Annotated in this window: 24 protein-coding genes; 20 read left to right on the plus strand and 4 right to left on the minus strand. The window is 68.5% G+C overall.

Annotation, left to right across the window (positions count from 1 at the left end; genetic code table 11):
• Window positions 1–18: 18 nt before the first annotated feature.
• Window positions 19–813 (minus strand): enoyl-CoA hydratase/isomerase family protein, encoded by a 795-nt coding sequence (locus tag J2X34_RS22975; protein ID WP_114722491.1) that lies wholly within the window; start codon window positions 811–813, stop codon window positions 19–21.
• A 157-nt stretch (window positions 814–970) separates the two neighbouring features.
• Window positions 971–1,162, minus strand: a complete 192-nt coding sequence (gene rpmB, locus J2X34_RS22980) for a 50S ribosomal protein L28 (protein WP_031940602.1) — start codon at window positions 1,160–1,162, stop codon at window positions 971–973.
• A gap of 313 nt (window positions 1,163–1,475) precedes the next feature.
• On the opposite strand from rpmB, the gene J2X34_RS22985 reads away from it, so the two are divergent.
• The 11 genes from J2X34_RS22985 to J2X34_RS23035 all read left to right on the plus strand — a co-directional run bounded on the left by J2X34_RS22985 (window position 1,476) and on the right by J2X34_RS23035 (window position 14,188).
• Window positions 1,476–3,119, plus strand: coding sequence for a DAK2 domain-containing protein (locus J2X34_RS22985; protein WP_258557956.1), 1,644 nt, complete (start codon window positions 1,476–1,478; stop codon window positions 3,117–3,119).
• A gap of 91 nt (window positions 3,120–3,210) precedes the next feature.
• Complete coding sequence (recG, locus tag J2X34_RS22990) at window positions 3,211–5,466, plus strand: ATP-dependent DNA helicase RecG (RefSeq protein ID WP_429519881.1); 2,256 nt, start codon at window positions 3,211–3,213, stop codon at window positions 5,464–5,466.
• 197 nt (window positions 5,467–5,663) lie between these two features.
• The gene (locus J2X34_RS22995) at window positions 5,664–9,071 is read left to right on the plus strand and encodes a pyruvate carboxylase (protein WP_114722488.1); all 3,408 of its coding nucleotides are present in this window, start codon (window positions 5,664–5,666) and stop codon (window positions 9,069–9,071) included.
• Window positions 9,072–9,099: 28 nt separating this feature from the next.
• Complete coding sequence (gene rsmD, locus J2X34_RS23000; protein ID WP_114722487.1) at window positions 9,100–9,666, plus strand: 16S rRNA (guanine(966)-N(2))-methyltransferase RsmD; 567 nt, start codon at window positions 9,100–9,102, stop codon at window positions 9,664–9,666.
• Complete coding sequence (coaD, locus tag J2X34_RS23005) at window positions 9,663–10,157, plus strand: pantetheine-phosphate adenylyltransferase (RefSeq protein ID WP_114722486.1); 495 nt, start codon at window positions 9,663–9,665, stop codon at window positions 10,155–10,157. Before rsmD ends, coaD begins: the two co-directional genes overlap by 4 nt.
• A 149-nt stretch (window positions 10,158–10,306) precedes the next feature.
• Window positions 10,307–11,062, plus strand: a complete 756-nt coding sequence (locus J2X34_RS23010; RefSeq protein WP_114722485.1) for a DivIVA domain-containing protein — start codon at window positions 10,307–10,309, stop codon at window positions 11,060–11,062.
• A 138-nt stretch (window positions 11,063–11,200) separates the two neighbouring features.
• Entirely contained in the window at window positions 11,201–11,842 is a 642-nt protein-coding gene (locus J2X34_RS23015; RefSeq protein ID WP_114722599.1) for a YceD family protein, read from the plus strand.
• Between the two features lie 2 nt (window positions 11,843–11,844).
• Window positions 11,845–12,027 (plus strand): 50S ribosomal protein L32, encoded by a 183-nt coding sequence (rpmF, locus tag J2X34_RS23020; protein ID WP_081880878.1) that lies wholly within the window; start codon window positions 11,845–11,847, stop codon window positions 12,025–12,027.
• A 16-nt stretch (window positions 12,028–12,043) separates the two neighbouring features.
• On the plus strand, window positions 12,044–12,838 hold the full coding sequence (rnc, locus tag J2X34_RS23025) for a ribonuclease III (protein ID WP_429519882.1): 795 nt from the start codon (window positions 12,044–12,046) through the stop codon (window positions 12,836–12,838).
• A gap of 25 nt (window positions 12,839–12,863) precedes the next feature.
• Window positions 12,864–13,730, plus strand: coding sequence for a bifunctional DNA-formamidopyrimidine glycosylase/DNA-(apurinic or apyrimidinic site) lyase (mutM, locus tag J2X34_RS23030; protein WP_114722483.1), 867 nt, complete (start codon window positions 12,864–12,866; stop codon window positions 13,728–13,730).
• Window positions 13,731–13,735: 5 nt separating this feature from the next.
• Window positions 13,736–14,188: a hypothetical protein gene (locus J2X34_RS23035; protein ID WP_147283535.1), complete on the plus strand. Its 453-nt coding sequence runs from the start codon at window positions 13,736–13,738 to the stop codon at window positions 14,186–14,188.
• Between the two features lie 56 nt (window positions 14,189–14,244).
• Here J2X34_RS23035 and J2X34_RS23040 read toward each other — a convergent pair whose 3' ends face one another.
• The gene (locus tag J2X34_RS23040) at window positions 14,245–15,717 is read right to left on the minus strand and encodes a PLP-dependent aminotransferase family protein (protein WP_174911613.1); all 1,473 of its coding nucleotides are present in this window, start codon (window positions 15,715–15,717) and stop codon (window positions 14,245–14,247) included.
• 98 nt (window positions 15,718–15,815) lie between these two features.
• On the opposite strand from J2X34_RS23040, the gene J2X34_RS23045 reads away from it, so the two are divergent.
• The 9 genes from J2X34_RS23045 to J2X34_RS23085 all read left to right on the plus strand — a co-directional run bounded on the left by J2X34_RS23045 (window position 15,816) and on the right by J2X34_RS23085 (window position 26,473).
• Complete coding sequence (locus J2X34_RS23045) at window positions 15,816–16,454, plus strand: pyridoxamine 5'-phosphate oxidase family protein (protein ID WP_174914842.1); 639 nt, start codon at window positions 15,816–15,818, stop codon at window positions 16,452–16,454.
• 226 nt (window positions 16,455–16,680) lie between these two features.
• Window positions 16,681–16,779 carry a K(+)-transporting ATPase subunit F gene (gene kdpF / locus J2X34_RS23050; protein WP_114722480.1) on the plus strand — a complete coding sequence of 33 codons (99 nt, stop codon included), beginning with the start codon at window positions 16,681–16,683 and terminating at the stop codon, window positions 16,777–16,779.
• A gap of 21 nt (window positions 16,780–16,800) precedes the next feature.
• Window positions 16,801–18,501 carry a potassium-transporting ATPase subunit KdpA gene (gene kdpA / locus J2X34_RS23055; RefSeq protein WP_114722479.1) on the plus strand — a complete coding sequence of 567 codons (1,701 nt, stop codon included), beginning with the start codon at window positions 16,801–16,803 and terminating at the stop codon, window positions 18,499–18,501.
• A 14-nt stretch (window positions 18,502–18,515) separates the two neighbouring features.
• On the plus strand, window positions 18,516–20,624 hold the full coding sequence (kdpB, locus tag J2X34_RS23060; RefSeq protein WP_114722478.1) for a potassium-transporting ATPase subunit KdpB: 2,109 nt from the start codon (window positions 18,516–18,518) through the stop codon (window positions 20,622–20,624).
• 7 nt (window positions 20,625–20,631) lie between these two features.
• Window positions 20,632–21,282, plus strand: a complete 651-nt coding sequence (locus J2X34_RS23065; RefSeq protein ID WP_174911608.1) for a potassium-transporting ATPase subunit C — start codon at window positions 20,632–20,634, stop codon at window positions 21,280–21,282.
• A 7-nt stretch (window positions 21,283–21,289) separates the two neighbouring features.
• On the plus strand, window positions 21,290–23,869 hold the full coding sequence (locus tag J2X34_RS23070; RefSeq protein WP_429519883.1) for a DUF4118 domain-containing protein: 2,580 nt from the start codon (window positions 21,290–21,292) through the stop codon (window positions 23,867–23,869).
• Entirely contained in the window at window positions 23,866–24,546 is a 681-nt protein-coding gene (locus tag J2X34_RS23075; protein ID WP_114722475.1) for a response regulator, read from the plus strand. Before J2X34_RS23070 ends, J2X34_RS23075 begins: the two co-directional genes overlap by 4 nt.
• A gap of 57 nt (window positions 24,547–24,603) precedes the next feature.
• The gene (locus tag J2X34_RS23080) at window positions 24,604–26,046 is read left to right on the plus strand and encodes an alanine/glycine:cation symporter family protein (protein WP_429519884.1); all 1,443 of its coding nucleotides are present in this window, start codon (window positions 24,604–24,606) and stop codon (window positions 26,044–26,046) included.
• The gene (locus J2X34_RS23085; RefSeq protein WP_174911599.1) at window positions 26,039–26,473 is read left to right on the plus strand and encodes an OsmC family protein; all 435 of its coding nucleotides are present in this window, start codon (window positions 26,039–26,041) and stop codon (window positions 26,471–26,473) included. Before J2X34_RS23080 ends, J2X34_RS23085 begins: the two co-directional genes overlap by 8 nt.
• Window positions 26,474–26,513: 40 nt before the next feature.
• Here the strand turns inward: J2X34_RS23085 and J2X34_RS23090 are convergent.
• On the minus strand, window positions 26,514–26,851 hold a 338-nt coding region (locus J2X34_RS23090), incomplete at its 5' end, for an HNH endonuclease (protein ID WP_429519885.1).

Raw genomic sequence — 26,851 nt, forward strand, 5'->3', positions numbered from 1 at the left:
GGGATCCGCAGATCGCAACTACGCGTTGCGAACGGACGAGAAGTCCGGGCGGCGCTTCTCGACGAACGCGTCGACGCCCTCGCGTCCGGTCGGGCCGTCGGCGGCCGCGGAGATCGACGCGGTCTCGGCGTCGAGCTGCTCGGACAGCGTGTTGGTGCGGCTGCTCGTGAACAGTGTCTTGATGCCCGAGTATGCAGCGGTCGGTCCGGCGGCGAGGGTGCGCGCCACGCGCAGCGCCTCGTCGTACACCTGATCGTCCTCGACGAGGCGGCTGAGAATTCCGAGACGCACGGCTTCCTCGCCGTTCAGCACCGCGTCGGTGAGGAGGATCTCGCGGGCCCGGGACGCGCCGACGACCCGGGGGAGCGTCCACGACATGCCGCCGTCCGGGGTGAACCCGATGGACGGGTACGCCGGACGCAGCTTGGTCGACGTTCCACCGATCGCGATGTCGGACAGGCACACGATGCTCATGCCGGCGCCGGCCGCCCACCCGTGGACGGCCGCGACGATCGGAACGGTCGTCGCGTCGAGCGCGCGGACGAACTCGTGGAACGCGGCCGCCACCTCGCCGACGAACTCGCCACGCTTCTCCGCCGACGCGAATGCCCGTACGTTGCCGCCGGCGCAGAAGTTCGCGCCGTCGCCGGCGAGTAGCACGGCGCCGATCTCGCTGCCGGCCTCGCGCAGGGCGGTGGTGGCTTCGGTGATTCCGTCGATGTCGAGAGAGGTTCCGTTCGCGGAGGTGGCCACGGCCACCCGCAGGACACCGTCCTCGATGCGGACATTGCTCGGTGCGTCAGTTGCAGTCACGTGAGCACAGTAGCCGCCGGACCCGAACCGACCGGAAGTTCGGTCCCACCTACCGCGACGGATCCGTACCCGACCTGCCTGATCTGCCCCGAAGACGACTGAACCCCCGACACCGAGGGTGTCGGGGGTTCAGTCGAAGACTGTCCTGGTGGCCGAATCAGCCGCGGACGACCTTGCCTGCCTTGAGGCAGGAGGTGCAGACGTTCAGCTTCTGGGTGTTGCCGGGGGCAACCTGAGCGCGAACGGTCTGGATGTTCGGGTTCCAGCGACGGTTGGTACGCCGGTGCGAGTGCGAGACCGACTTACCGAAGCCGGGCCCCTTGGCGCATACGTCGCAGACGGCAGCCATAGTCGCGAACTCCTTGTGATAGTGAAACATTGTCTTGTGCTTGCCTACGAACACGCGAAGTAGAACCACTCGTGCGAGGCAACCCTGCAAGGGTAACCGCATCTGCACGGATTGGCCAAATCATCGGACCCACGGAGAAAACACACACCGTCGGGCCCAAGAACGAAGGACGCGAACGAACGTACACGGTCGCCGCGCTCGGGCCACCACGGGTATGTCGGACCCACCGCTAGGCTTGGCTGCCGGGGCCACCTCTTCTATAGGGAGCGCGTCCCGTCAGCGTGTGGAACCGGTGCAGGGAGAGGACAGGCGATTGCTCGAGGTCCTGGAGACGGTGGACGGCACGGCGCTGCACCGATGGGCCCGCGCCTGTGCCGCCGGTATCGAGAAGCACTGCGACGAGATCAACGACCTCAATGTCTTCCCCGTGCCGGACGCCGACACCGGAACCAATCTGTTGGCGACCATGCGGTCGGCGGTCGACGCACTGTCTTCTCTGGGCAGTGCCGCGGCGAGCGCGTCCGGCGTCGCGAAGGCGCTCGCGCGCGGCGCGGTGACCGGTGCCCGCGGAAACTCGGGGGCGATCCTCTCCCAGGTTCTGCGCGGGGTGGCCGAGGCCGCGGACACCGATCTGATCGATGCCCGGACACTGCGCTCGGCGTTGCGGCATGCCGCGGCCCTCGCGCTCGAGGCCGTGAGTGTTCCGATGGAGGGCACGATCGTGACCGTTCTGGCGGCGGCCGCCGACGCGGCCGAGCAGGGGCACGCGGACGCGCGGCTGTCCGAGATCGCGACGCTTGCCGCGGACGCGGCCGCCGAAGCGTTGATGCGCACGCCGACGCAGTTGGACGTCCTCGGTGCGGCCGGTGTGGTCGATGCGGGCGGCCGCGGGCTGGTCGTCATCCTCGATGCCCTGGTCGAGGTCGTCACCGGGCAGGCCCCGGAGCGTGCCCCGTTCCGGACTCCGGGCGCGGACGAGCGAGACGGCGAGAACACCTGCGTCGTCGACCACGTCGCGCATGCCGTGTCGGGCCAGGACTACGAGGTGATGTACCTGGTCGCGGAGACGGACGCGGACCACATCGCGCGACTGCGCGCGCGGCTGTGCGAACTGGGCGACTCGGTGGTCATCGTCAGTGACGGCAGCGACGGTTCGGCCACCTGGTCGGTGCACGTGCACTGCAGCGACGCCGGTGCCGCGGTCGAGGCGGGGCTGGACGCCGGCCGCCTGCGCGGTGTCCGGATCACGTGTTTCGTGCTCGACGCCACCCGCACCGAACGACCGCGTGAGCTGGGGGCGGCTCCGCGCGCCGTGCTGTCGGTCGTCGAGGGTGAGGGTGCGGCGGAACTGTTCGCGCAGGAGGGTGCGCACGTGCTGCGGTCCGACGGCACGATCACGCGGGCGCAACTGCTCGCCGCGATCCGCGCCACCGGTCACGGTGAGGTGATGGTGCTGCCCAACGGCGCACTCGCCGCCCAGGACCTGGTCGCGGTCGGCGCCCAGGCGCGTGCGGACGACCGGGAGGTCGTGTTCCTGCCGAGCTCGTCGACGGTCCAGGCGCTGGCGGCGATCGCGGTCCACGACGCCGATCGGATCGCGGTCGACGACGCATTCGCGATGTCGGAGGCCGCTGCGGCCACGAGGTGGGGCTCGCTGCGGATCGCCGACGAACGCGCGCTCACCTACGTCGGAACCTGCGAGCCGGGCGACGGGCTGGGGCTGGTCGGTCACGAGGTGGTGGTGATCGAGCGGGACGTCGCGGCGGCGGGATGTCGTCTCGTGGATCTCGTCCTGGGTGCCGGCGGCGAACTGGTGACCATTCTGTTGGGCGCAAAGGCCACCGACGAGCTGGGGGAGCGGGTCGCCGGCTACATCACGTCCCGGCACCCCGGTGTCGAGGTCATGGTTTATACAGGCGGGCAGAGCCGCGACCTGTTGCAGTTCGGGGTCGAGTAGAGGGCGAGTGGATGGCGACTGTGTCGATGCGATGGGCAACGGGGATGCGATGGGCGACGGAACGGGATGCGCGCGGTCAGGAGGACTTGGCATGGCGACGCTGAGCGACCGGCTCGACCACCTGCTGGGTGCGAAGACCGCCGACGCCCTCGGTGAGGCGTTCGACATCCGTTCGGTCGAGGACCTGCTGCGGCACTATCCGCACCGGTACGCGGCGCAGGGTCGGGAACTGACGGAGAAGGAACCCGAGGAGGGCTCCCACGTCACGATCATCGCCCGCGTCGTGTCCGCGGATGTCGTGAACATGAAGAGCCGACGCGGGCAGATGCTCAAGGTCGTACTCGCCGCGGAGTCGCAGAGCGTCGACGTCACCTTCTTCAATCCGCACAAGGTCAAGCACGCGGTCCGCAAGGGGGTGCGCGCGATGTTCTCGGGCACCGTCAAGTACTTCCGGGGCAAGTGGAGCCTGACCCATCCCAGCTACCTGATCCTGCCGGAGCCGGAAGAGTCCGAGGATCCGATCGTGCCGATGGCACACGTGCAGGGCGCCGGGGCGCTGGCCGGGTTGGCGCGCGCCACGCAGGATTCCGGGGCGGCGGTGGACATGTCCATCTTCGATCGCGAACTCATTCCGCTCTACCCGGCCACTCGTGAGGTCGAGAGCTGGACCCTGCTGCGGTGCGTCCGTCAGGTGCTCGATCAGCTCGACGAGGTGGAAGATCCCCTGCCGCGATCGATCCGGGATGAGCACGGGCTGATCGGGCTCGACGAGGCGTTGCGCACGGTCCACCTCCCCGACACCCGTGACGACATCGCGCGGGCGCAGGAGCGTCTCCGGTTCGACGAAGCCGCGGCGCTGCAGCTGGTCCTGGCCCGGCGTCGGCGGGACGTCGCGGCCCGCGTCGCGCCGCAGTGTCCGGCGAAGCCGGACGGCCTGGCCGCGGAGTTCGACCGGCGGTTGCCGTTCGAGCTGACCGACGGGCAGAAGGAGGTGGCGCAGGAGATTTCCGCCGACCTGGCCTGCCCACATCCGATGAACCGGTTGCTGCAGGGCGAGGTGGGCTCGGGAAAGACGATCGTCGCGCTGCGGGCGATGCTGCAGGCCGTCGACGCCGGGTACCAGTGCGCGCTGCTCGCACCCACCGAGGTGCTCGCCGCGCAGCATGACCGGTCGCTGCGCGCGATGCTCGGACCGCTCGGGATCGCGGGTGAACTCGGCGCCGAGGACCTTGCCACCAAAGTCACCCTGCTGACGGGATCGATGTCGACGGCCGTCAAGCGCGCCGCCCTGCTCGACATCGTGACCGGCGACGCCGGCATCGTGATCGGTACGCACGCGCTGATCCAGGACAATGTCCAGTTCTTCAACCTCGGGTTCGTCGTGGTCGACGAGCAGCATCGGTTCGGCGTCGAACAGCGTGACGAACTGCGCTCCCGGGCCCGTGACGGGCTGAGCCCACACCTGCTGGTGATGACCGCGACGCCGATTCCGCGCACCATCGCGATGACGGTGCTCGGTGACCTCGAGACGTCGACGCTCCGGCAGCTGCCGCGCGGCCGCTCGCCGATCGTGAGCAATGTCGTCGCGGCGCGGGAGAAACCGCAGTGGGTGGCCCGGGCGTGGGAGCGGATCCGAGAGGAGGTCGCGGACGGCCGCCAGGCGTATGTCGTGTGCTCGCGGATCGGTGACGGCGACAGCGAAGTCGACATGATCAAGGCGGGCAAGGAGCCGCCGGACACCAAGTCCGCGGTCGAGCTGTTCGACGAGTTGAGGTCCGGTCCCATGCGCGACCTGCGGGTCGGTCTGCTGCACGGGCGGCTGCCGTCGGACGAGAAGGACGCGGTGATGCGCGACTTCTCGGAAGGCGCGATCGACGTGCTGGTCTGCACCACGGTGGTGGAGGTCGGTGTCGACGTCCCCAACGCCACGGTCATGGTGCTCGTCGACGCGGACCGCTTCGGCGTGAGCCAGTTGCACCAGTTGCGTGGCCGTGTGGGCCGCGGTGGCCATCAGGGGCTGTGCATCCTCATCACCGAGATGCTTCCGGGGTCACCTGCCTTCGAGCGGCTCAGTGCCGTCGCAGGCACCAACGACGGATTCGAACTGGCCCAGCTCGATCTGCGGCAGCGGCGCGAGGGCGACATCCTGGGGTCTGCGCAGTCGGGCAGTGTCACGACACTACGACTGCTCTCGCTCCTCGAGCACGAGGACGTCATCGCCGCTGCGCAGGAATTTGCGCGCCGGGTCACCGAGTCCGATCCGGACCTCACCGAGCATCCCGGACTGGCGGCGATGGTGACGTCCGCGCTGGACGCCGAGAAGATCGAATTCCTGGAGAAGTCCTAGCCGGAGAACCGTGCCGGATCCGGCCACGCGGAACCGCACGAACGGTCTGGCGGGTGTCTGTCCAGCACGGTTCTTCTCTTGTTTGCAAACTTGCCAATTTTGCACGTCAGGGGCGAGATTTGTGAAGCTTGCGAAGCATCCCGCATCGTGAGAGGGTGCCTCCGCGGAGTGGCCTGCGGCACGGTACTTTTCTTCCCATGTTCACCAAAGTTCTCGTCGCCAACCGCGGCGAAATCGCGATCCGCGCGTTCCGTGCCGCCTACGAACTGGGCGCCGGAACGGTCGCGGTGTTCCCGTACGAAGACCGCAACTCGGTGCACCGTCTGAAGGCCGACGAGGCCTACCAGATCGGCGAGGTCGGCCACCCGGTCCGCGCGTACCTGTCGGTCGAGGAGATCGTGTCGGCGGCCGAGCGGGCCGGCGCGGACGCGATCTACCCGGGCTACGGGTTCTTGTCGGAGAACCCGGACCTCGCGGCGGCGTGCGCGGCGAAGGGCATCACCTTCGTCGGCCCGTCGGCGGAGATCCTCGAGTTGACCGGAAACAAGGCGCGCGCGATCGCGGCGGCGAAGGCGGCGGGCCTGCCGGTGCTGGCGTCGTCCGAGCCGTCGGCGGATGTCGAGGAGTTGCTCGCGGCCGCGGAGGACATGGAGTTCCCGGTCTTCGTCAAGGCCGTCGCCGGCGGTGGCGGACGCGGCATGCGCCGGGTCGCCGAGCGGGCACAGTTGCGCGAATCGATCGAGGCCGCCTCGCGTGAGGCCGAGTCGGCGTTCGGTGACCCGACGGTGTTCCTCGAGCAGGCGGTGATCGACCCTCGCCACATCGAGGTGCAGATCCTCGCCGACGGCCAGGGCGGGGTGATCCACCTCTTCGAGCGGGACTGCTCGGTCCAGCGCCGTCACCAGAAGGTGATCGAGCTGGCGCCGGCACCGAATCTCGATCCGGCACTGCGGGATCGGATCTGCGCGGACGCGGTCGCGTTCGCGAAGCAGATCGGCTACCAGTGCGCCGGCACCGTCGAGTTCCTCCTCGACACCCGCGGCAATCACGTGTTCATCGAGATGAATCCGCGGATCCAGGTGGAGCACACGGTCACCGAGGAGATCACCGACGTCGACCTGGTGCAGGCGCAGCTGCGCATCGCGTCCGGCGAGACCCTCGAAGATCTGGGCCTGTCCCAGGACGCGATCACGATCCGCGGCGCGGCCCTGCAGTGCCGCATCACCACCGAGGACCCGGCCAACGGATTCCGTCCCGACACCGGCCGCATCACCGCGTACCGCACCCCGGGCGGCGCGGGCGTCCGACTCGACGGCGGCGCGAACCTGGGCGCCGAGGTGGGCGCCTACTTCGACTCGATGCTCGTCAAGCTCACCTGCCGCGGCCGCGATCTAGAGGCCGCCGTCGCGCGGGCCCGTCGCGCCGTCACCGAGTTCCGTATTCGCGGTGTGTCGACGAACATCCCGTTCCTGCAGGCGGTGCTGGACGACGCGGACTTCCGCGCGGGACGCGTCACGACCTCCTTCATCGAGGAGCGCCCGGAGCTGCTGACCCTGCGCAGCTCGGCTGACCGCGGCACCAAGATCCTCAACTACCTCGCGGACGTCACGGTCAACAAGCCGCACGGCGCCCGGCCGACCACCGTGTACCCGCAGGACAAACTGCCGGCGATCGACCTGTCCGCTCCGGCCCCGGACGGCTCCCGCCAGAGGCTGCTGGCGCTCGGTCCCGAGGGGTTCGCGAAGGCACTGCGCGAGCAGAAGGCCCTCGCGGTCACCGACACCACATTCCGCGATGCCCACCAGTCGCTGCTCGCGACGCGCGTTCGTACCTCCGGTCTGCTCGACGTCGCCGGCCACGTCGCGCGGATGACCCCCGAACTGCTCTCGATCGAGGCGTGGGGCGGCGCGACCTACGATGTGGCGCTGCGCTTCCTGCACGAGGACCCCTGGTACCGCCTCGCCGCGCTGCGGGAGGCCGTGCCGAACATCAACCTCCAGATGCTGCTGCGCGGTCGCAACACCGTCGGCTACACCCCCTACCCGGAGAAGGTGACCCGCGCCTTCGTGCAGGAGGCCGCCGACACCGGTATCGACATCTTCCGGATCTTCGACGCCCTCAACAACGTCGACCAGATGCGTCCGGCGATCGAGGCCGTCCGCGAGACCGGCACCACCGTCGCCGAGGTGGCGCTCTCGTACACCGGCGACCTGTCGAACCCGAACGAGAACCTCTACACCCTGGACTACTACCTCCGCCTGGCCGAGGAGATCGTCGAGGCGGGTGCGCACATCCTGGCGATCAAGGACATGGCCGGACTGCTGCGCGCCCCGGCCGCGGCGAAGCTCGTGTCCGCGCTGCGTTCAAACTTCGACCTGCCCGTGCACGTGCACACCCACGACACCCCCGGTGGCCAGCTCGCGACCTACCTCGCCGCCTGGCAGGCCGGTGCGGACGCCGTCGACGGCGCCGCCGCCCCGCTCGCCGGCACCACCAGCCAGCCCGCGCTCTCGGCGATCGTCGCGGCCGCCGCGCACAGCGAACACGACACCGGCATCGACCTCCAGGCCGTGTGCGACCTCGAGCCCTACTGGGAGGCCCTGCGAAAGGTGTACGCGCCGTTCGAGTCCGGCCTGCCGGCCCCGACCGGACGCGTCTACACCCACGAGATCCCCGGCGGGCAGCTCTCGAACCTGCGCCAGCAGGCCATCGCCCTCGGGCTCGGTGACCGGTTCGAGGAGGTCGAGGCCAAGTACGCCGCCGCCGACCGCATGCTCGGCCGCCTCGTCAAGGTCACCCCGTCGTCCAAGGTCGTCGGCGACCTCGCCCTGCACCTCGTCGGCGCCGACGTCGCGGCCGACGAATTCGCCGCCGACCCCGCCAAGTTCGACATCCCCGACTCCGTCGTCGGATTCCTGCGCGGCGAACTCGGCACCCCGCCCGGCGGCTGGCCCGAACCGTTCCGCAGCAAGGCCCTCGAAGGCCGCGGCGCCGCGAAGCCGGAAACCCCGCTGACCGCGGAGGACGAGAAGGGTCTGTCGGGGTCGTCGAAGGAACGCCAGGCCACGCTCAACCGGCTGCTGTTCCCCGGCCCCACCAAGGAGTTCGAGGAGCACCGCGACAAGTACGGCGACACCTCGCAGCTCTCGGCCAACCAGTTCTTCTACGGCCTGCGCCGCAGCGAGGAACACCGTGTCAAGCTCGGTAAGGGCGTCGAACTGCTCATCGGACTCGAGGCCATCTCCGAACCTGACGAGCGCGGCTACCGCACCGTCATGTGCATCCTCAACGGCCAACTCCGCCCGGTGTCGGTCCGTGACCGCTCCATCGCCAGCGAGGTCCCGGCCGCGGAGAAGGCCGACAAGAACAACCCCGCCCACATCGCTGCGCCGTTCGCCGGCGTCGTCACCCTCGTCGTCGGCGAGGGGCAGCACGTCACCGCGGGCGACACCGTCGCGACGATCGAGGCCATGAAGATGGAGGCGGCGATCACAGCACCCCGCAGCGGTATCGTCACGCGCGTTGCCATCGGCGGCGTCCAGCAGGTCGAGGGCGGCGACCTCCTGGCGGTCGTCTCGACACGGGAGACCGCCGGCAACGACTGACGACCAGGCGAGTGAACAGGACTGCAGCGTGACAAGAATCGTCGCCGGCCGTGCCGGAGGCAGACGTTTGAAGGTTCCCGCGAGCGGGACCCGGCCGACGTCCGAACGAGTCCGCGAGGCCCTGTTCAGTTCGCTCGACAGCCGTATCGACCTCGAGGGCGCCGCCGTGCTCGACCTGTACGCAGGTTCCGGCGCCCTCGGGCTCGAGGCGCTCTCCCGCGGCGCCGAGCACGTGTTGCTCGTCGAGTCGGATACGAAGGCGGCCGCCGTCATCAAGCAGAACGTGGCGGACGTCGGCCTGTCCGGTGCGGTCGTGCGGACCGCACCGGTCGCGGCCGTCGTGGGCGGCACGGCGGAACGTGAATACGACGTCGTACTGGCCGATCCGCCGTACGCCGTGAGCGAGGACGCGGTGACTGCCGCCCTCGCCGCGCTGCTGGACAACGGCTGGGTCGGGGAGGGATCGATCGTTGTCGTCGAACGGTCGTCGCGCTCGCCGGAGACGTCGTGGCCCGAGGGCATGCGCGCCGAGCGCGTCAAGCGCTACGGCGAGACCAGAATCGAGGTCGCCACCTGCTACGGTCTGGATTCATGACTGGCGCTGTGTGCCCTGGATCCTTCGACCCCGTGACGAACGGTCACCTGGACGTGATCGGACGCGCCGCGGCGCTGTTCGACGAAGTCATCGTGACCGTGATGATCAACAAGAGCAAGCGTGGTCTGTTCACCGTCGACGAGCGCATCGAGATGCTCGAGGACGCCACCAGCCACCTGTCCAACGTGCGGGTCGCGTCGTGGCACGGACTGCTGGTGGATTACGCCAAGTCGCAAGGGATCTCGGCGATCGTCAAGGGCCTGCGCGGTGCCAACGACTTCGACTACGAGCTGCAGATGGCGCAGATGAACCAGAAGCTCTCGGGTGTCGACACCCTCTTCATCCCGACCAATCCCACCTACAGTTTCCTGTCCAGCTCGCTGGTCAAGGAGGTCGCGACGTTCGGTGGCGACGTGGCGGACATGGTCCCCGAGAAGGTGCATGCGCGGCTGATGAGCAGGATCGCCGAACGGGCCGCCGAGAACTCCTGAACGGGTCGGACGGTCCCGCTCGGCCGCGCCGTCCGGCTGTCGAGCGCAACACAACGGCCGACACACCGGCAGCCGCGGCGGCTGAGCCGCCGCAACTGGGGCAGACTGGATTCCAGCACCAGCGATGGCACTGACGATTGGGGTTGTGCGTGTACCGGGTATTCGAGGCACTCGACGAGCTTGTCGCGATCGTCGAGGAGGCGCGTGGAGTTCCGATGACCGCGGGGTGCGTCGTTCCGCGTGGCGACGTGCTCGAGCTACTGGATGACGTGCGGGACGCGATTCCTGGCGAGCTGGACGACGCGCAGGACGTCCTGGACCACCGGGACAAGCTCGTCGGCGACGCACGCCAGAACGCGGAGCAGACCGTGTCGAGCGCGAACGCGCAGGCGCACGAGACGGTCACCGATGCCCGCGAGAACGCGGACCGCATCCTCGCCGATGCCAAGGCGCAGGCCGACCGGATGGTCGCCGAGGCGCGGTCGCACGCCGAACAGTTGGTGCACGACGCCCGCGACGAGGCGGACGCCACCGTGGCCGAGGGCCAGCGCGAGTACGACTCGGTGACAGGCCGTGCGCGGGCCGAGTCGGACCGCATGATCGAGTCCGGCAAGGCGTCGTACGAGCGGTCGGTCGCCGACGGTGTCGCCGAGCAGGAACGGCTCGTCTCGCAGGCCGAGGTCGTACAGGCCGCCAACGCCGAGTCGGCGCGGGTGATCGATGCGGCCCACGCGGAATCGGATCGCCTGCGTTCGGAGTGCGACCTGTACGTCGACACCAAGCTCGCCGAGTTCGAGGACTTCCTGAACGGCACCATCCGGTCGGTCGGACGGGGTCGGCAGCAGTTGCGGACCGGTACCGGGGTTCCGGACTACGACGCCGGCTACGGCGAACGTCGGCGGTAGTAGGCCCGTAGTACCGGCCTTTCCGGCGACCCCGAATCCGGCCGTCTTCCGGCCGATTTTCTACTGGTTTCCGGCCGATTTCCGGCCGATTTCCTTCCTGGGCACCTGATCGCGTACCGTGGAATGGTTGCCCGTTCCATGTGCTTCCTGAAAGAGAATTCGTTGCCTTCCCATCATCGCAGTTCCTCGCGCCCCACTCGGGACGCGGGTTTCGTGCTGGACACGCTCTCGCTGGGCCGTCGTCCAGGTTCGATGCACACTGTGTCGCGGGTGGTACCGGCTCCCAATCGGATCGGTCTCGACCTGGTCGCGATCGAAAAGGGCACGGACGTGGAGCTCGACCTACGGCTCGAGTCGGTGTCCGAGGGTGTCCTCGTCACCGGGTCCGTTCACGCGGACACGGTGGGCGAGTGCTCACGGTGCCTCGAGCCGTTCACCGACACGGTGGATCTTCACCTCACGGAACTGTTCGCGTACCCGGACAGCGCCACCGAGGAGACCACCGAGGAGGATGAGGTCTACCGGATCGTGGACGACGAGATCGACCTCGAGTCGGTGATCGTCGATGCCGTCGGATTGGAGCTTCCGCTCCAGCCGTTGTGCAGCGACGATTGTGAGGGACTGTGCCCCGAATGTGGCGTTCGCCTGGCGATTGCCGAATCGGGACACAGTCATGAGACAATGGATCCTCGCTGGGCTGGGCTCGCAGCCAAATTCGGTGCAGGATCCGAAGCCAGCAATGCACATGCTGATGCCAGCAAGATCAACGAGGAGAAGTAGACGTGGCTGTTCCCAAGCGCAGAATGTCGCGGTCCAACACGAGGTCGCGACGGAGCCAGTGGAAGACCACTGCGCCCACCCTCATCACCTGCCCCAACCGTGGCTGTGGCGAGAAGACCCTGCCCCACGTCGCGTGCCCGTCTTGCGGCACCTACAAGGGCCGTCAGGTTACCGCCGCGGTCTAGTCTGTTCTGTGGCGCTGTGACCAGCATAAAAAGCAATACAGCACCCGCCGGCGGCGAGGGGGATCACGCATCGCTCCTCGCCGCTCTTGGCGTGCCTCTGCAGGAGCCGCTGTTGACGTTGGCGATCACGCACCGCTCGTACGCGTACGAGCACGGCGGGTTGCCCACCAACGAGCGTCTCGAGTTCCTCGGCGACTCGGTCCTCGGACTGACGATCACCGAGCGGCTCTATCTCGCGCACCCGGAGAAGTCCGAGGGCGAACTCGCGAAGATTCGCGCCAGCATCGTGAACATGCATGCCTTGGCCGAGGTCGCGCGTGGTCTCGGCCCGGGCGGGCTCGGTGCGCATCTACTCCTCGGCAAGGGTGAGGAGATGACGGGCGGCCGTGACAAGCCCAGCATCCTCGCCGACGGCATGGAGTCGCTCCTCGGCGCGATCCACCTGGAACACGGCATCGACACCGCCCGTCGGGTAGTGCTCGACCTGTTCGCCGATCTGCTCGCCCGCGCTCCGAAACTGGGTGCCGGCCTGGACTGGAAGACCAGCCTCCAGGAACTCACCGCGGAACGCGGAGTCGGCGTGCCGGTGTACGAGATCACCGCGACCGGTCCGGACCACGACAAGGAATTCACCGCGACGGTCGTCGTCGCCGGTGGTGCCCTCGGTGTGGGTGTGGGTCGTTCCAAGAAGGAAGCGGAGCAGAAGGCCGCCAGCACGGCCTGGAGTGCGCTGTCCGAGGCGGCCGGGTCCACCGAGGCCTCCCAGTCTTCGGGACCTGCCGGGGCCGACGAGTCCGTCGCCGAGAAGTAACCCTTCGAATCGAGCGAGACGGACCGTGCCCGAACTTCCCGAGGTCGAGGTCGTCCGACGTGGCCTCGAGGCTCACGTCGTCGGCCACACCGTCGACAGGGTCGACGTGCTGCATCCCCGTGCGGTCCGTCGGCACCTGCCCGGTTCGATCGACATGGCCCGTCGGATCGAGGGCGAGACCATCGCCGCCGCTGAGCGTCGCGGCAAGTATCTCTGGCTGATCCTCGAGCCGAGCAACGTCGCGCTGGTCGTTCACCTCGGGATGAGCGGCCAGATGCTCGTGCAGGAACCCTCGGCCGCCGACGAGAAGCACCTGCGGATCCGGGCCCGGCTCGCGTCGGGAACCGACCTGCGCTTCGTCGATCAGCGCACATTCGGTGGGTGGGCGCTCGCCGATCTCGTCACGGTCGACGGCACGGAACTACCGGATTCGGTGGCGCACATCGCCCGCGACCCACTGGATCCGCGATTCGACCCCGACCGGGTCGTGAAGGTGTTGCGGGGCAAGCACACCGAGATCAAGCGGGCCCTGCTTGACCAGACGGTCGTGTCGGGCGTGGGGAACATCTACGCCGACGAGGCCCTGTGGCGCGCCGAAATTCACGGTAATCGCCCGACGGACAAGATCAGTGGACCGCGACTGCGCAGCCTCCTCGAGGCGGTCGAATCCGTCATGACCGAGGCGCTCGCACAGGGCGGCACGTCGTTCGACGCGTTGTACGTCAACGTGAACGGGCAGTCCGGCTACTTCGACCGCTCGCTCGCCGCATACGGGCAGGAGAATCTGCCGTGCCGGCGATGCGGTGCGCCCATCCGGCGCGAGAAGTTCATGAACCGCTCGTCGTACAGCTGTCCCAAGTGCCAGCCGCGGCCCCGCCTCGTTCGCGGATGAAGCGCATGCCCCTGACCGAGTCACAGCTCTCCGCATTGCCCGAAGGCTGGTGCGCCACTGCCCGGCCCAGTGAAGAATGCGACATGTCGCACTCGGGGATCGCAGAGGAAGTCGCTGTAGAAGTGTCAGCCGAGCATCCGTTGTTCGGGGTGGCGGTTGAGGTGGTAGCGCACGATGTCGCCTTCGACGACGTTCTCTGCCAGCACGTGGAGGATCCCGAACGCTTCACCGAGGTGCATTTGACCTGGGCGCGACGAGCGGAGAGCTTCGGGCTGCCCTCGATCGAGTGCGACGGTGGATGGGCGGATTTCCTTCGGCTGCAACAGGCGATATCCGCCGTGACCGAATCTGCTGCCGAGGAAGAGCGGCTCGGGCTTCGGGAGCCGATGACGGAGGCGGGCACACCGTCCCGACCGATTGTCGTGCGGGCCCCGGCAAGTGGACTCGACTCCGAGTAGGGCAGTGCGGACGCATGCGCTGGGAGCACGCGACTACCTGTACGACCAGGGCAGGTTCACGAACCGTTCGTCGTGCAGCTGTCCCAAGTGCCGGCCGCGGCCCCGGTCGATTCGCGGATGACATCGGCGATCACCCTCGCCGCGGCATCGGCCCGCGATTCGGGCAACCGCGCGTAGCCGCACAACAGTCCGCGCGGGCCGTCGTCGCGTATCCGATACGCCCCCAGCCCCCGAACCGTCACTCCCCGTCGTTCCAGTTCCGCCGCGATCGCGGCATCGTCGACCCCGTCGGGCAGGCGCAGCGCCACGTGCAATCCTGCCTCGACGCCGCTCGGCTCGACGTCGGGCAGGTGTCTGCGCAGGCTGTCGACGAACGACCGTCTGCGGGCCGAGTAGGTTCGCGCGGCACGGGCCAGATGCCTGCTGAGCGAGCCGGATTCGATGAACCGTGCGAGAGCGGCGGAGGTGATCGTGGAGGCGGATTCCCCGCTGATCTGCAGCGCCTGGCGGACCGCGGTCAGCATCGGTCTCGGCGGGACGAGCCACGCGAGCCGTAGGGCGGGGGACAGGATCTTCGATGCGGTACCGACGTACGCCACGCAGTCGTGGCCCCCGTCGATCGACCGCAGCGCCGGCAGTGTCGAAACGCCGTATCGGAATTCGCCGTCGTAGTCGTCCTCGATCAGGAGGCGATCCGCGGTGAGTGCATCGGAGACGAGTCGTGCGCGGCGTGCGGCCGGCATCCGTGCACCGATCGGATACTGGTGTGCCGGTGTGCAGTACACCGCAGCGTCGGTCTGCCGGATCAGCGCCGGGTCCAGGCCGTCGTGGTCGACCGGGACCGGGCGGACGAGCGCGCCCGCGGATTCGAGGGTGTGTCGCGCCCTCGAGTATCCGGGTTCCTCGAATGCGAGATGACGGCCGGACAGTCCGCGGGCCGCGGCGAGGGCGCGAAGTGCCGACAGCACTCCCGGCACGATCACGAGTTCGTCCGGACGAACGGCGATCCCGCGGGTCCGACGCAGGTGCACCGCGAGCGCCTCGCGCAGAAGCAGGTGTTCGTCCGGCCCCGGAACGCGGTGGGGGACGGGTGCGGAGGTCACGCCGCGCCACGCGCTGCGCCAGTCCCGGTCCGAGATGAGGCCGGTGTCGGGGTATCCGGGGGAGAGATCGATCGTGTTGTCCCGGTGGTCGTTCGGCGCATTCTCGTCGGGAAGGACGGTCGGCGCGACGTGCGAACCGACGCCGGCACGGGCCGCGGCGTCGGCGCCGGGAGCGATCCGGGTATCGGACCCGGCCCGGGTGACCACGTAGCCCGCGGCCGCCAACTCGTCGTAGGCGTCGACGACCACCGTCCGTGAGATCCCGAGATCGGCGGCCAGGGACCGTGAGGCGGGGAGGACGTCTCCCGGGCCGAGGGCGCCCGTGCGCACGGCCTCCACGATCGCGGCGGCGACGCGCCGGCGCAGAGGTTCGCCGGCCGGCGCGAGTTCGAGATGCAGGTGTACATCGCGCGAGGTGCGGGCCATGCCGTCACAATACTGGTCTGCAATGATCGCCGATTCTGGTTCTGTATACGAGACCGGAATTGGGCCAGGCTGGAACCGTGACTACAACTACCCCCGAACTGGGGCGAATCCGCCGACTTCCCGAACGCTCCCGCCCCGACCGCGCCGACCTGGACGCCGTGCTGGACGCGGCGGCCGTCGGCACCCTCGCGACGGTCGTCGACGGCCTCCCGTGGGCCGTGCCGATGCTGTACGCGCGCGTCGGTGACCGGATCCTGCTGCACGGATCGACCGGTGCCGGTGCACTCAGGCATGTCGCGGCCGGCGCACCCGCCGCCCTGAGCATCACGCTGCTCGACGCGATCGTGGTGGCCGACAACCTTTTCAACTCCTCGGCGAACTACAGGTCGGCGGTGGTGCGGGGAAACCTCGAGCGGGTTCCCGACGACGTGGCCGAGACCGCCCTCGTCGCGCTGTCCGACGCCCTCATACCCGGGCGCAGCGGCGAGGTCCGGGAATCCACCCGCAAGGAGCTTGCGGCGACCCTGACGATTGCGTTGCCGATCGATCCGGGGCAGTGGACGGTCAAGGCCCGTTCCGGCCCGCCCGGCCCGGGCGATGGGAATCCTGACGTCTGGGCGGGACTGGTTCCGATGCGAACGATTGCGGCAGAGCCGGTCCGGGCGACCTGGGTCCGTGACGACGTGCCGGTCCCGGCGTCGGTGCGCGCGCTCACAGCGAGGCACGAGGGCGCGTAAAGATCGTGTCAATGACCTCGGATGGCGGCGTCAGTAGAGCGTAAGAGCGACGGCTGCATGGCAGAAACGGGTGCACGCTCCACAGTGAGCGTCGAGATGCGGCGCCCTGATCCATGAGGAAGTCGAAGAGGAACGCCATGGCTGATATGGCCTACGTCGGGTTGATCATCGGTGTTTTCACCGTCTGCGCGCTCGTGCTGCGAGGTCTTCAGGCGCGGAGCATGCGGTGACCGTCGCGGGGACGGTCACCGTAGCCGTCGTCGTGATCGCCGCTGCCCTGGTGATCTACCTGCTCATCGCGCTCCTGAACCCCGAGCGGTTCTAGTCTCCGAGAGGTCATACCCACATGAATCCCGCTCTCGCAGCGGGACTGCAGATAGCACTGGTCGTGGCCGTGCTTGCGATTCTGTATGTCCCCGTCGGTGACTACATGGCGAAGGTCTACACCACCGACACAGATCTCCGATCGGGCGATCTGCGCATCGAGTCCCTGCTGTACCGGCTCTGCCGGATCAACCCCCGTGCCGAACAGACCTGGTACGGCTACGCCGGAAGCCTGCTCGGGTTCTCGGCCGCGAGCGTCGTGTTCCTCTACTTCCTGCAGCGCGTGCAAGGAGTACTACCGCTGAACGGCGGGCTCGAAGGTGTGAGTCCGGCCGTGGCCTTCAACACGGCGGCATCCTTCGTCGCGAACACCAACTGGCAGTCGTACGTACCCGAGACGACGATGAGCCACCTCACCCAGTCCGCCGGCCTGGCGGTGCAGAACTTCGTCTCCGCGGCGGTCGGTATGGCGGTGGCCGCGGCCCTGATCCGTGGATTCGTCCGCGTCTCGCGCGGCGGTGAAATCGGCAACTTCTGGGTGGACCTCACCCGCGGCTGCCTGCGGATCCTGCTGCCCATTGCGTTCGTGATCGCGCTGATCCTGCTGAGCCAGGGCGTGATCCAGTCGTTCCATACCGGATTCGCGTCGACCGGGCTCGACGGAAACGGCGTCACCAACGCGCTGGCGCCCGTCGCGTCACAGGAAGCGATCAAGGAACTCGGCACCAACGGCGGCGGCATCCTGGCAGCCAACTCGGCGCACCCGTTCGAGAACCCGACCCCGCTCACCAACATCGTCGAGATCCTCGCGATCCTCCTCATCCCGGTGAGCCTGACGCGCACGTTCGGCACCATGGTCGGTGATCGCCGGCAGGGCCTGACGCTGCTCGCTGTCATGTCGACCCTGTACTTCGGACTGCTCGCGGTCACCCTGGCCGCCGAGTCCGGGGCGCGCGGTGTCGCGGCCACCGCGGCCGGTTCGATGATGGAGGGCAAGGAAGTGCGGTTCGGAATCCCCGGATCGGCGCTGTTCGCGGTCACCACGACCGGAACCAGCACCGGCGCGGTGAACTCCGCGCACGACAGTATGTCGCCGCTCGGCGGCGGCGCCGTGCTGCTCAACATGCTGCTCGGTGAGATCGCTCCCGGCGGTGTCGGTACGGGTCTTTACGGCATCCTCGTGCTCGCACTGATCGCGGTGTTCGTCGGTGGCCTGCTGGTCGGCCGGACGCCCGAGTACCTCGGCAAGAAGCTGGGACAGCGTGAGATCACCCTCGCGGCGTTGTCCGTGCTCGTGATGCCCGCCCTGGTGCTGATCGGCACCGGGATCACCGTGATCCTCGGATCCACCGTCGGATACCTCGGCAACAGCGGCGATCCGGGCACGCCGGGATCCATCCACGGATTCAGCGAGGTGCTCTACGCGTTCGCGTCGGCGTCGAACAACAACGGCAGTGCCTTCGGTGGCCTCACCGTGACCAGCGACTGGTTCCAGTCGGCCCTCGGTGTGTGTATGCTGCTCGGCCGCTTCCTGCCGATCCTCTTCGTCCTGGCGCTCGCGGGATCGTTGTCCGCACAGCGCAAGACACCTGCCGGCGCCGGCACCCTGCCCACGTCCGGCCCCATGTTCGCGGGCCTGCTCACCGGCACCGTCGTGCTGGTCGCGGCCCTCACCTTCTTCCCGGCCCTGGCACTCGGGCCCATCTCGGAGGCCCTGCAATGAGTCTGCGGACTGACATGAACGTGAAACCGATCGACGTCGTACCCGACGTGACCCTCGAAGACGCTGCTCACGGACGCTCGCCCGTCAAGGCGGGAATCTTCAGCCCGCGCCAGTTGATCACGTCGCTCCCGGGTGCGGTGCGCAAGCTCGATCCGCGCCATCAGGCACGGAACCCCGTGATGTTCGTCGTCCTGGTCGGGTCCGTCGTGACCACGGTGATGGCGATCGCGCAGCCCACGCTGTTCTCGTGGCTGATCACCGCCTGGCTGTGGTTCACCGTGCTGTTCGCCAACCTCGCCGAGTCGGTGGCCGAGGGCCGCGGCAAGGCCCAGGCGGCGAGCCTACGAAAGGTGAAGCAGGACACGGTTGCTCGACGGCTGACCCTGTCCGGGGCGATCGAGGAGGTATCCGCCACCCAGCTCGCGATCGGCGACACCGTCGTCGTCGAGGCCGGACAGTCGATCCCCGGCGACGGGGACGTCGTCGAGGGCATCGCGACCGTCGACGAGTCCGCCATCACCGGCGAATCCGCTCCCGTCGTGCGGGAATCGGGAGGTGACCGGTGTGCGGTGACCGGTGGCACGACGGTCCTCTCGGACCGGATCGTCGTACGGATCACGTGTGCGCCCGGCCAGTCGTTCGTCGACCGGATGATCGCACTGGTCGAGGGGGCGTCCCGGAAGAAGACGCCCAACGAGATCGCGCTCAACATCCTGCTGGCGTCGCTCACGATCATCTTCCTGCTCGCGGTGGTCGCGATCGGCCCGATGGGGCAGTACGCCGGTCAGGAGCAGGATCCGATCAAGCTGATCGCCCTGCTGGTGTGCCTGATCCCCACCACGATCGGTGCGCTGCTGTCCGCGATCGGTATCGCGGGCATGGATCGCCTCGTGCAGCGCAACGTCCTGGCGATGTCAGGTCGGGCGGTGGAGGCAGCCGGCGACATCGACACGCTGCTGATGGACAAGACCGGCACCATCACCTTCGGCAACCGTCGCGCGACGGCGCTGTACCCGGCACCGGGCCGTTCGGACATCGAACTGGCCTCGGCCGCAAGGCTGTCGAGTCTCGCCGACGGAACTCCCGAGGGGCGCAGCATCGTCGACCTGTGTGCCGACCGGTTCGGGCTCGCGGCCGACTCGTCGGAGGACGAGCGTGGGGGCGAGTTCGTGCCCTTCACCGCGCAGACCCGGATGAGCGGACTGGATCTCGCGACCCCGGTCGGTTCGCAGCAGATCCGCAAGGGCGCCGGCGACGCGGTGCTGGCCTGGGTGGCCGGCTACGGCGCCGTGGTCGATCCCGCTGTCACCGATTCCGTGGAGAAGGTGGCCCTCGGGGGCGGCACGCCGCTCGTCGTCGCCGTGGCCGAGCAGGGAACCGCGACGGTTCTCGGCGTGATCGCGTTGACCGATGTGGTCAAGCCGGGCATCGCGGAGCGGTTCGCGGAACTGCGGGCCATGGGTATTCGCACGGTCATGGTGACCGGTGACAACCCGCTCACCGCTCGGGCGATCGCGGAGGAGGCCGGGGTCGACGACTTCATGGCCGAGGCCACGCCGGAGGACAAGCTCGAACGGATTCGCGCGGAACAGGAGGGCGGGCGCCTGGTCGCGATGACCGGCGACGGCACCAACGACGCCCCGGCGCTGGCGCAGGCCGACGTCGGTGTCGCGATGAACACCGGGACGTCGGCGGCCAAGGAGGCCGGCAACATGGTGGATCTGGACTCGGATCCCACCAAGCTGATCGAGGTCGTCGAGATCGGCAAGCAGTTGCTGATCACCCGCGGCGCCCTGACGACCTTCTCCCTCGCCAACGACCTCGCGAAGTACTTCGCGATCCTGCCGGCGCTGTTCAGCAGCATCTACCCACAGCTCGCGGTGCTCAACATCATGCACCTCGCGAGCCCGCAGTCCGCGATCCTGTCGGCAGTGATCTTCAATGCCCTCGTCATCGTCGGCCTGATCCCGCTGGCCCTCAGGGGAGTTCGCTACCGGCCGGCGGCGGCGTCGAAGCTGCTCGGACGAAACCTGTTGATATACGGTCTCGGCGGTGTCATTACCCCCTTCGTCGGCATCTGGCTGATCGACCTTCTCGTCCGTCTCGTTCCTGGAATCGGGTGATCGACCAATGAGATTCGCAATCGGATTTCTCAAGCAGGTGTGGGCGGGACTGCTGGTCCTGCTGGCGTTGACCGCGATCGTCGGTGTGCTGTATCCGGCCGCGGTGTGGGGCGTCGGACGAATCAGTTCAGGATCGTCGGAGGGCTCGCCGGTGTCCGACGCGTCAGGCTGCGTCGTGGGCAGTCGCTGGATCGGGGTCGACCCGCAGGTGGCGGCCGGTGAGCCGGATCCGTTCTTCCACAACCGGGTCGTCGGCTCGGTCGCGAACGACGATCCCTTCGCGCCCGGTGACCCGGCCGCGGCCCTGCCGAGCAATCAGGGGCCGAGCAGCGAGGTGCTCGCGCGCTTCGTCGAGGAGCGGCGCGCCGCGGTCGCCGAGCGCGAGGGCGTGACACCGCAGGACGTGCCGGTCGACGCCGTGACGGGATCCGGGTCCGGTATCGACCCGCACATCTCGCCCCAGTATGCGGCGCTGCAGGTTCGACGGGTCGCCGCGGCCAACGGTCTGAGCGAGGACCGCGTCCGTGACCTCGTCGCCCAGTACACTGAGGGCCGCCAGCTGGGGTTCCTCGGCGTGGAACGGGTGAACGTGCTCGAACTCAACCTCGCGCTCGGTCTCACCGCGCCTGGATGCGGTGCGGCGTCCTCGGGTGAATGATGGCGGTGTGAGCAGTTCCGAGAAGTCCGGTGCGCCGCCCCTCAGTGAGCGGCGAAGTCGTCGCCGAGGCGAGCTGAGGATCTACCTCGGTGCGGCGCCGGGTGTCGGCAAGACCTACGCGATGCTCGGCGAGGCGCACCGACGCCGCGAGCGCGGCGGAGACGTGGTCGCGGCCGTGGTGGAAACCCACGGCCGCGCCCGTACCGCCGAGCAGCTCTCAGGTCTCGAGGTCATCGAACCCAAGTACATCGAGTATCGGGGCACCGCGATGCCGGAACTGGACGTCGAGGCCGTGCTGGCCCGGCGCCCGGCGGTGGTCCTGGTCGACGAGCTCGCGCACACCAACACCCCGGGCAGCCGCAACGAGAAGCGCTGGCAGGACGTCTACGAGTTGCTCGACGCCGGCATCGATGTGCTCTCGACACTCAACGTCCAGCACCTCGAGAGCCTCAACGACGTCGTCCAGCAGATCACCGGCGTGGTGCAGCAGGAGACCGTCCCCGACGAGGTGGTGCGTGCCGCCACCCAGGTCGAGCTCGTGGACATCACGCCGGAAGCGTTGCGACGCAGGCTCTCTCACGGAAACGTCTACTCCGCGGAGAAGGTGGATGCGGCGCTGGGGAACTACTTCCGGCGCGGAAACCTCACGGCCCTGCGTGAACTCGCGCTGCTGTGGGTGGCCGACCAGGTGGATGCCGCGCTCGCGAAGTACCGTGCCGAGAACAAGATCACCGACACGTGGGAGGCCCGCGAGCGGGTGGTCGTGGCGGTCACCGGCGGCCCCGAATCGGAGACCCTGGTCCGGCGGGCGAGCCGCATCGCGAACAAGGCCAGCGCCGAGCTGATGGTCGTGCACGTCGTGCGCGGCGACGGCCTCGAGGGCGTCGCCGCAGCCGAGATGGGCAGGGTCCGCAAACTGGCGGGGAGCATCGGAGCGAGCCTGCACAGCGTCGTCGGCGACGACGTCCCCACGACGCTGCTCGAGTTCGCCCGCGAGGTCAACGCGACCCAGTTGGTGATCGGGACCTCCCGGCGCTCCCGGTGGGCCCGCATCCTCGACGAGGGCATCGGTGCGTCGATCGTCCAGCAGTCCGGGAAGATCGACGTCCACATGGTCACGCACGACGAGGCCGCGACCCGACACCGCATCTCGATCCTGGGTCGCGGTGAACGGAGGCTGATGTCGTGGCTGGCCGCCGTCGTCGTGCCGTCGCTCGCGGCCGTGCTCATGGCCGTGATCGACAGGGTGGCCGGTGTCGGCGGGCAGAACGCGCTGTTCTTCGTCGTCGTGCTGGCGGTGGCGCTGCTCGGCGGTGTGGGGCCGGCGATCCTGTCGGCCCTCATCTCGGGGCTGTTGCTCAACTACTTCTTCACCGCACCGCTCTACAGCTTCACGATCGCGCAGCCCGACAACTTCATCACCACGATCGTGCTCCTGGTGGTGGCGGTCGCCGTCGCGGTGCTGGTCGACGCCGCCGCCAAGCGCGCCCGGGAGGCGCGTCGGGCCTCGCAGGAGGCCGAGCTGCTGGCACTGTTCGCGGGGTCGGTGCTGCGCGGCGCGGATCTTCCGGCGCTTCTCGAGAAGGTGCGGGAAACCTATTCGCAGACCGGTGTCAGCGTCATCCGGCGCGGTGAGGGCGTCATCAGCTCGGCGGGCACGTCGGCGCCGGGCACCGTCGACGAGGCCGGAACGGCGTGCGAGGCGGGCGACGGCGAGTACACCCTGCTGCTCGCGGGCGGTGAACTCGGCGCCCGGGACCGCAAGGTGCTCGGTGCCGTGGCCAACCAGGCTGTCGGCCTGATCCGGCAGCGGCAGCTCGCGGAGGAGGCCAGCCAGGCGAACGCCCTCGCGGAGGCCGATCGGCTGCGCCGCTCGCTCCTGTCGGCAGTCAGCCACGACCTGCGCACCCCGCTCGCCGCAGTGAAGGCGGCGGTGTCGAGCCTGCGCAGCGACGACATCGAGTTCTCGCCCGAGGACACCGCCGAACTGTTGGCCACCGTCGAGGAGTCGACGGATCAGCTCACCGCGCTCGTCGGCAACCTGCTCGACTCGTCGCGGCTCGCGGCCGGCGTGGTGAAGCCGACGCTGCGGCGGGTGTACCTCGAAGAGGTGGTTCACCGGGCCCTCGTCGGCGCCGGGTTCGGCGGGCCAGCCTCGGCGCGACGTGTACGGGACCAGGTGAAGGTCGAGGTGGGGGACGCCGTGGTGATGGCCGACGCCGGCCTGCTCGAGCGAGTCCTGGCGAACCTCGTCGACAACGCGTTGCGCTATGCACCCGACGAACCCGTCCGGATCGGTGCGGCCCGAGTGGGGGACCGGATGACGATCACCGTCGCCGACACGGGGCCCGGCCTGGCACGCGGCACCGAGGATCAGGTGTTCGACGCCTTCCAGCGGTTGGGCGATCGGGACAACACGATAGGAGTGGGGCTCGGTTTGTCGGTGGTCAAGGGATTCGTGGAGGCGATGGGGGGCACGGTCGGTGTGACGGACACGCCGGGCGGCGGCCTGACCATGGTGGTCGAACTGGCGGCAGACTCGGGAGACTCGGTGGAGTCGGCCGATGAAGGGGGAGGCGTTCGATGACGCGGGTACTGGTGGTCGACGACGAACCACAGATTCTGCGCGCACTGCGGATCAACCTCAGTGTGCGCGGCTACGAGGTCACGACAGCCTCGACCGGCGCGGCTGCCCTGCGGGCGGCGGCAGAGCGGCACCCGGAGGTGGTGGTGCTCGATCTCGGCCTGCCCGACATGGACGGCATCGAGGTCCTCGCCGGACTGCGGGGCTGGTGTACGGCGCCGGTCATCGTGTTGTCGGCCCGGACCGACTCGTCGGACAAGGTGGAGGCCCTCGACGCCGGCGCCGACGACTACGTCACCAAGCCGTTCGGAATGGACGAGTTCCTCGCCCGTCTGCGGGCCGCGGTCCGGCGTGGTGCGGCAGCGGCGGAGACCAGCGAGCCGGTGGTCGTCACCGACTCGTTCACGGTGGACCTGGCAGCGAAGAAAGTCACGCGAGATGGGGCCGAGGTGCACTTGACGCCCACCGAATGGGGGATGCTCGAGATGCTCGTCCGCAACAAGGGCAAGCTCGTGGGGCAGAAGGAGTTGCTCCGTGAGGTGTGGGGTCCGGCGTACGCCACCGAGACCCACTACCTGCGGGTTTACCTTGCCCAGTTGCGGCGCAAACTTGAGGTGGACCCGTCCAAGCCGCGGCATCTGCTCACCGAGACCGGGATGGGATACCGGTTCCAGGAGTAGCGCTACCGGTCGGTTTCGGACTGGCGTCGGGGACGGTCGTCCTTCATAGTCCCAGGAGTGGACTCTCTTGTGGACGTCGTCACCGACATCAACGACACGTACTGGTACGTCGTCATCGCGCTGCTCGTCGGGTTGGGGCTGTACTTCACCGTTCGCTCCCGATTCGTCCAGGTGCGGCTGCTGCCGGACATGTTGCGGTCGGTGGCGGAACCCGCTGAGACGCTTCCCGACGGGCGCAAGGGAATCTCGGCGTTCCGCGCCTTCTCGATCTCCGCGGCGTCCCGCGTGGGGACGGGAAACATCGCCGGCGTCGCGATTGCGATCAGCGTCGGTGGGCCCGGCGCGGTGTTCTGGATGTGGGTGATGGCGATCATCGGCGCCGCGAGCGCATTCATCGAGTCGACGCTCGCACAGGTCTACAAGGTCCGCGACGAGGACGGCGGATTCCACGGCGGACCGGCCTACTACATGCTGCACGGACTTCGCCGCCGATGGATGGGTGTCATCTTCGCGGTCGTGATCACCGTGACCTACGGCTTCGTCTTCAACGCGGTGCAGACCAACTCGATCGTCGACGCGGTGTCGACCTCGCTCGACTCGGACGGCCGCGGCATCGCGGTGGCCGTCGGACTCGTCGTCGCCGCGCTCACCGCGGCGGTGATCTTCGGCGGCGTGCGCCGGATCTCGTCGGTCTCGCAGGTGGTGGTGCCGGTGGTGGCGGGCGGGTACCTGGTGCTCGCGCTCGTCGTCGTCGCGCTCAACATCACCGAGGTGCCCGGGATGATCCGGCTCATCGTCGAGAACGCGTTCGGCATCAGCGAGGTGGTCAGTGGCGGGTTCGCGGCAGCCTTCATGAACGGCATCCGTCGTGGCCTGTTCTCGAACGAGGCGGGCATGGGCTCGGCGCCGAACGCGGGCGCCACCGCGGCGGTGTCGCACCCGGTCAAGCAGGGACTGGTTCAGAGTCTCGGCGTGTACTTCGACACGCTGCTGGTGTGCACGGCGACGGCGTTCATCATCCTGCTGTCGAATCCCGAGTACGGCACCAAGGCGGGTGCGTCGCTGACCCAGAACGCCCTCAGCGCGCAGCTCGGCGGCTGGACCGTGCACTTCCTCACCGTCGCGATCTTCTTCCTCGCGTTCACCTCGGTGATCGGCAACTACTACTACGGCGAGACCAACATCGAGTTCCTCACCGGGTCCCGGCGCGTGCTCAACGGCTTCCGCGCACTGGTCGTCGTGTGCGTGTTCGCCGGCGCCATCGGTTCGCTGCCGCTCGTGTGGGCGCTGGCCGATCTGGTCATGGGCGTGATGGCGACCGTCAATCTCGCGGCGCTGCTGCCGCTCTCGGGCATCGCGTTCCTGCTCTTCAAGCACTACACCAGTCAGCGTGCGGCCGGCAAGGATCCATCCTTCCAGCGTGACGATCTGCCCGAGATCTCGGGCATCCAGGTGTGGGACGAGGCCCCGGCGGATGGCAGGATCTCCACTCATGGCTGAACAGACTCCTGCCCCCGCGCCCACCGAACTGTGGGTGGAGCGCACCGGTACCCGCCTCTACACGGGCCGCAGTTCCCGCGGGGCCGAGGTGCGCATCGGATCGGAATCCGTGGACGGGGTCTTCACCCCCGGTGAGCTGCTGAAGATCGCGCTCGCGGCCTGTTCCGGGATGAGCTCCGACTTCCCGCTCTCCCGCCGACTGGGTGACGACTACGATGCGACCATCCGGGTTTCCGGTGCCGCGGACCGCGAGAACGAGGTCTACCCGCAGCTCGACGAGGTTCTCGAACTCGACCTCAGCGAACTCGACGCGGAGGCACAGGAACGCCTCATCGCACTCGTCGAGCGTTCGGTCGACAAGGTCTGCACCGTCGGCCGCACGCTCAAGGCGGGCACGAAGGTGACGCTGTCGATCACGCGGGAGTAGACCTTCCGCGCCTGACGGACGGCTCTCGGGAAACACGCGCCTATGCTGCGCGTGGTCCGGCCCGGTTGTGTGCCGGGATGGGCTTCTTGTAGGGGTCGACCGAACTCGGTGGGGTGAACCACGGTTGGCGGTCGGGGCCGATCTCGACGTCCCAGTGCGAGTGGTGGAGTAGTCGGTGGTGGTAGCGGCACAGCAGCACCAGGTTGTCGAGGTCGGTGGGTCCGCCGTCGGCCCAGTGTTTGACGTGGTGGCCTTCGCAGTGTGCGGGTGGTGCGCCGCAGCCGGGGAAGGCGCAGCCGTTGTCGCGGGCGACGAGGGCTCGGCGTTGTTTCTTCGAGACGGTGCGGGTGGTGCGGCCGAGGTCGAGTGGTACCCCGT

This window comes from Rhodococcus sp. BE178 (genome assembly GCF_050433545.1).
Lineage (GTDB): Bacteria > Actinomycetota > Actinomycetes > Mycobacteriales > Mycobacteriaceae > Prescottella.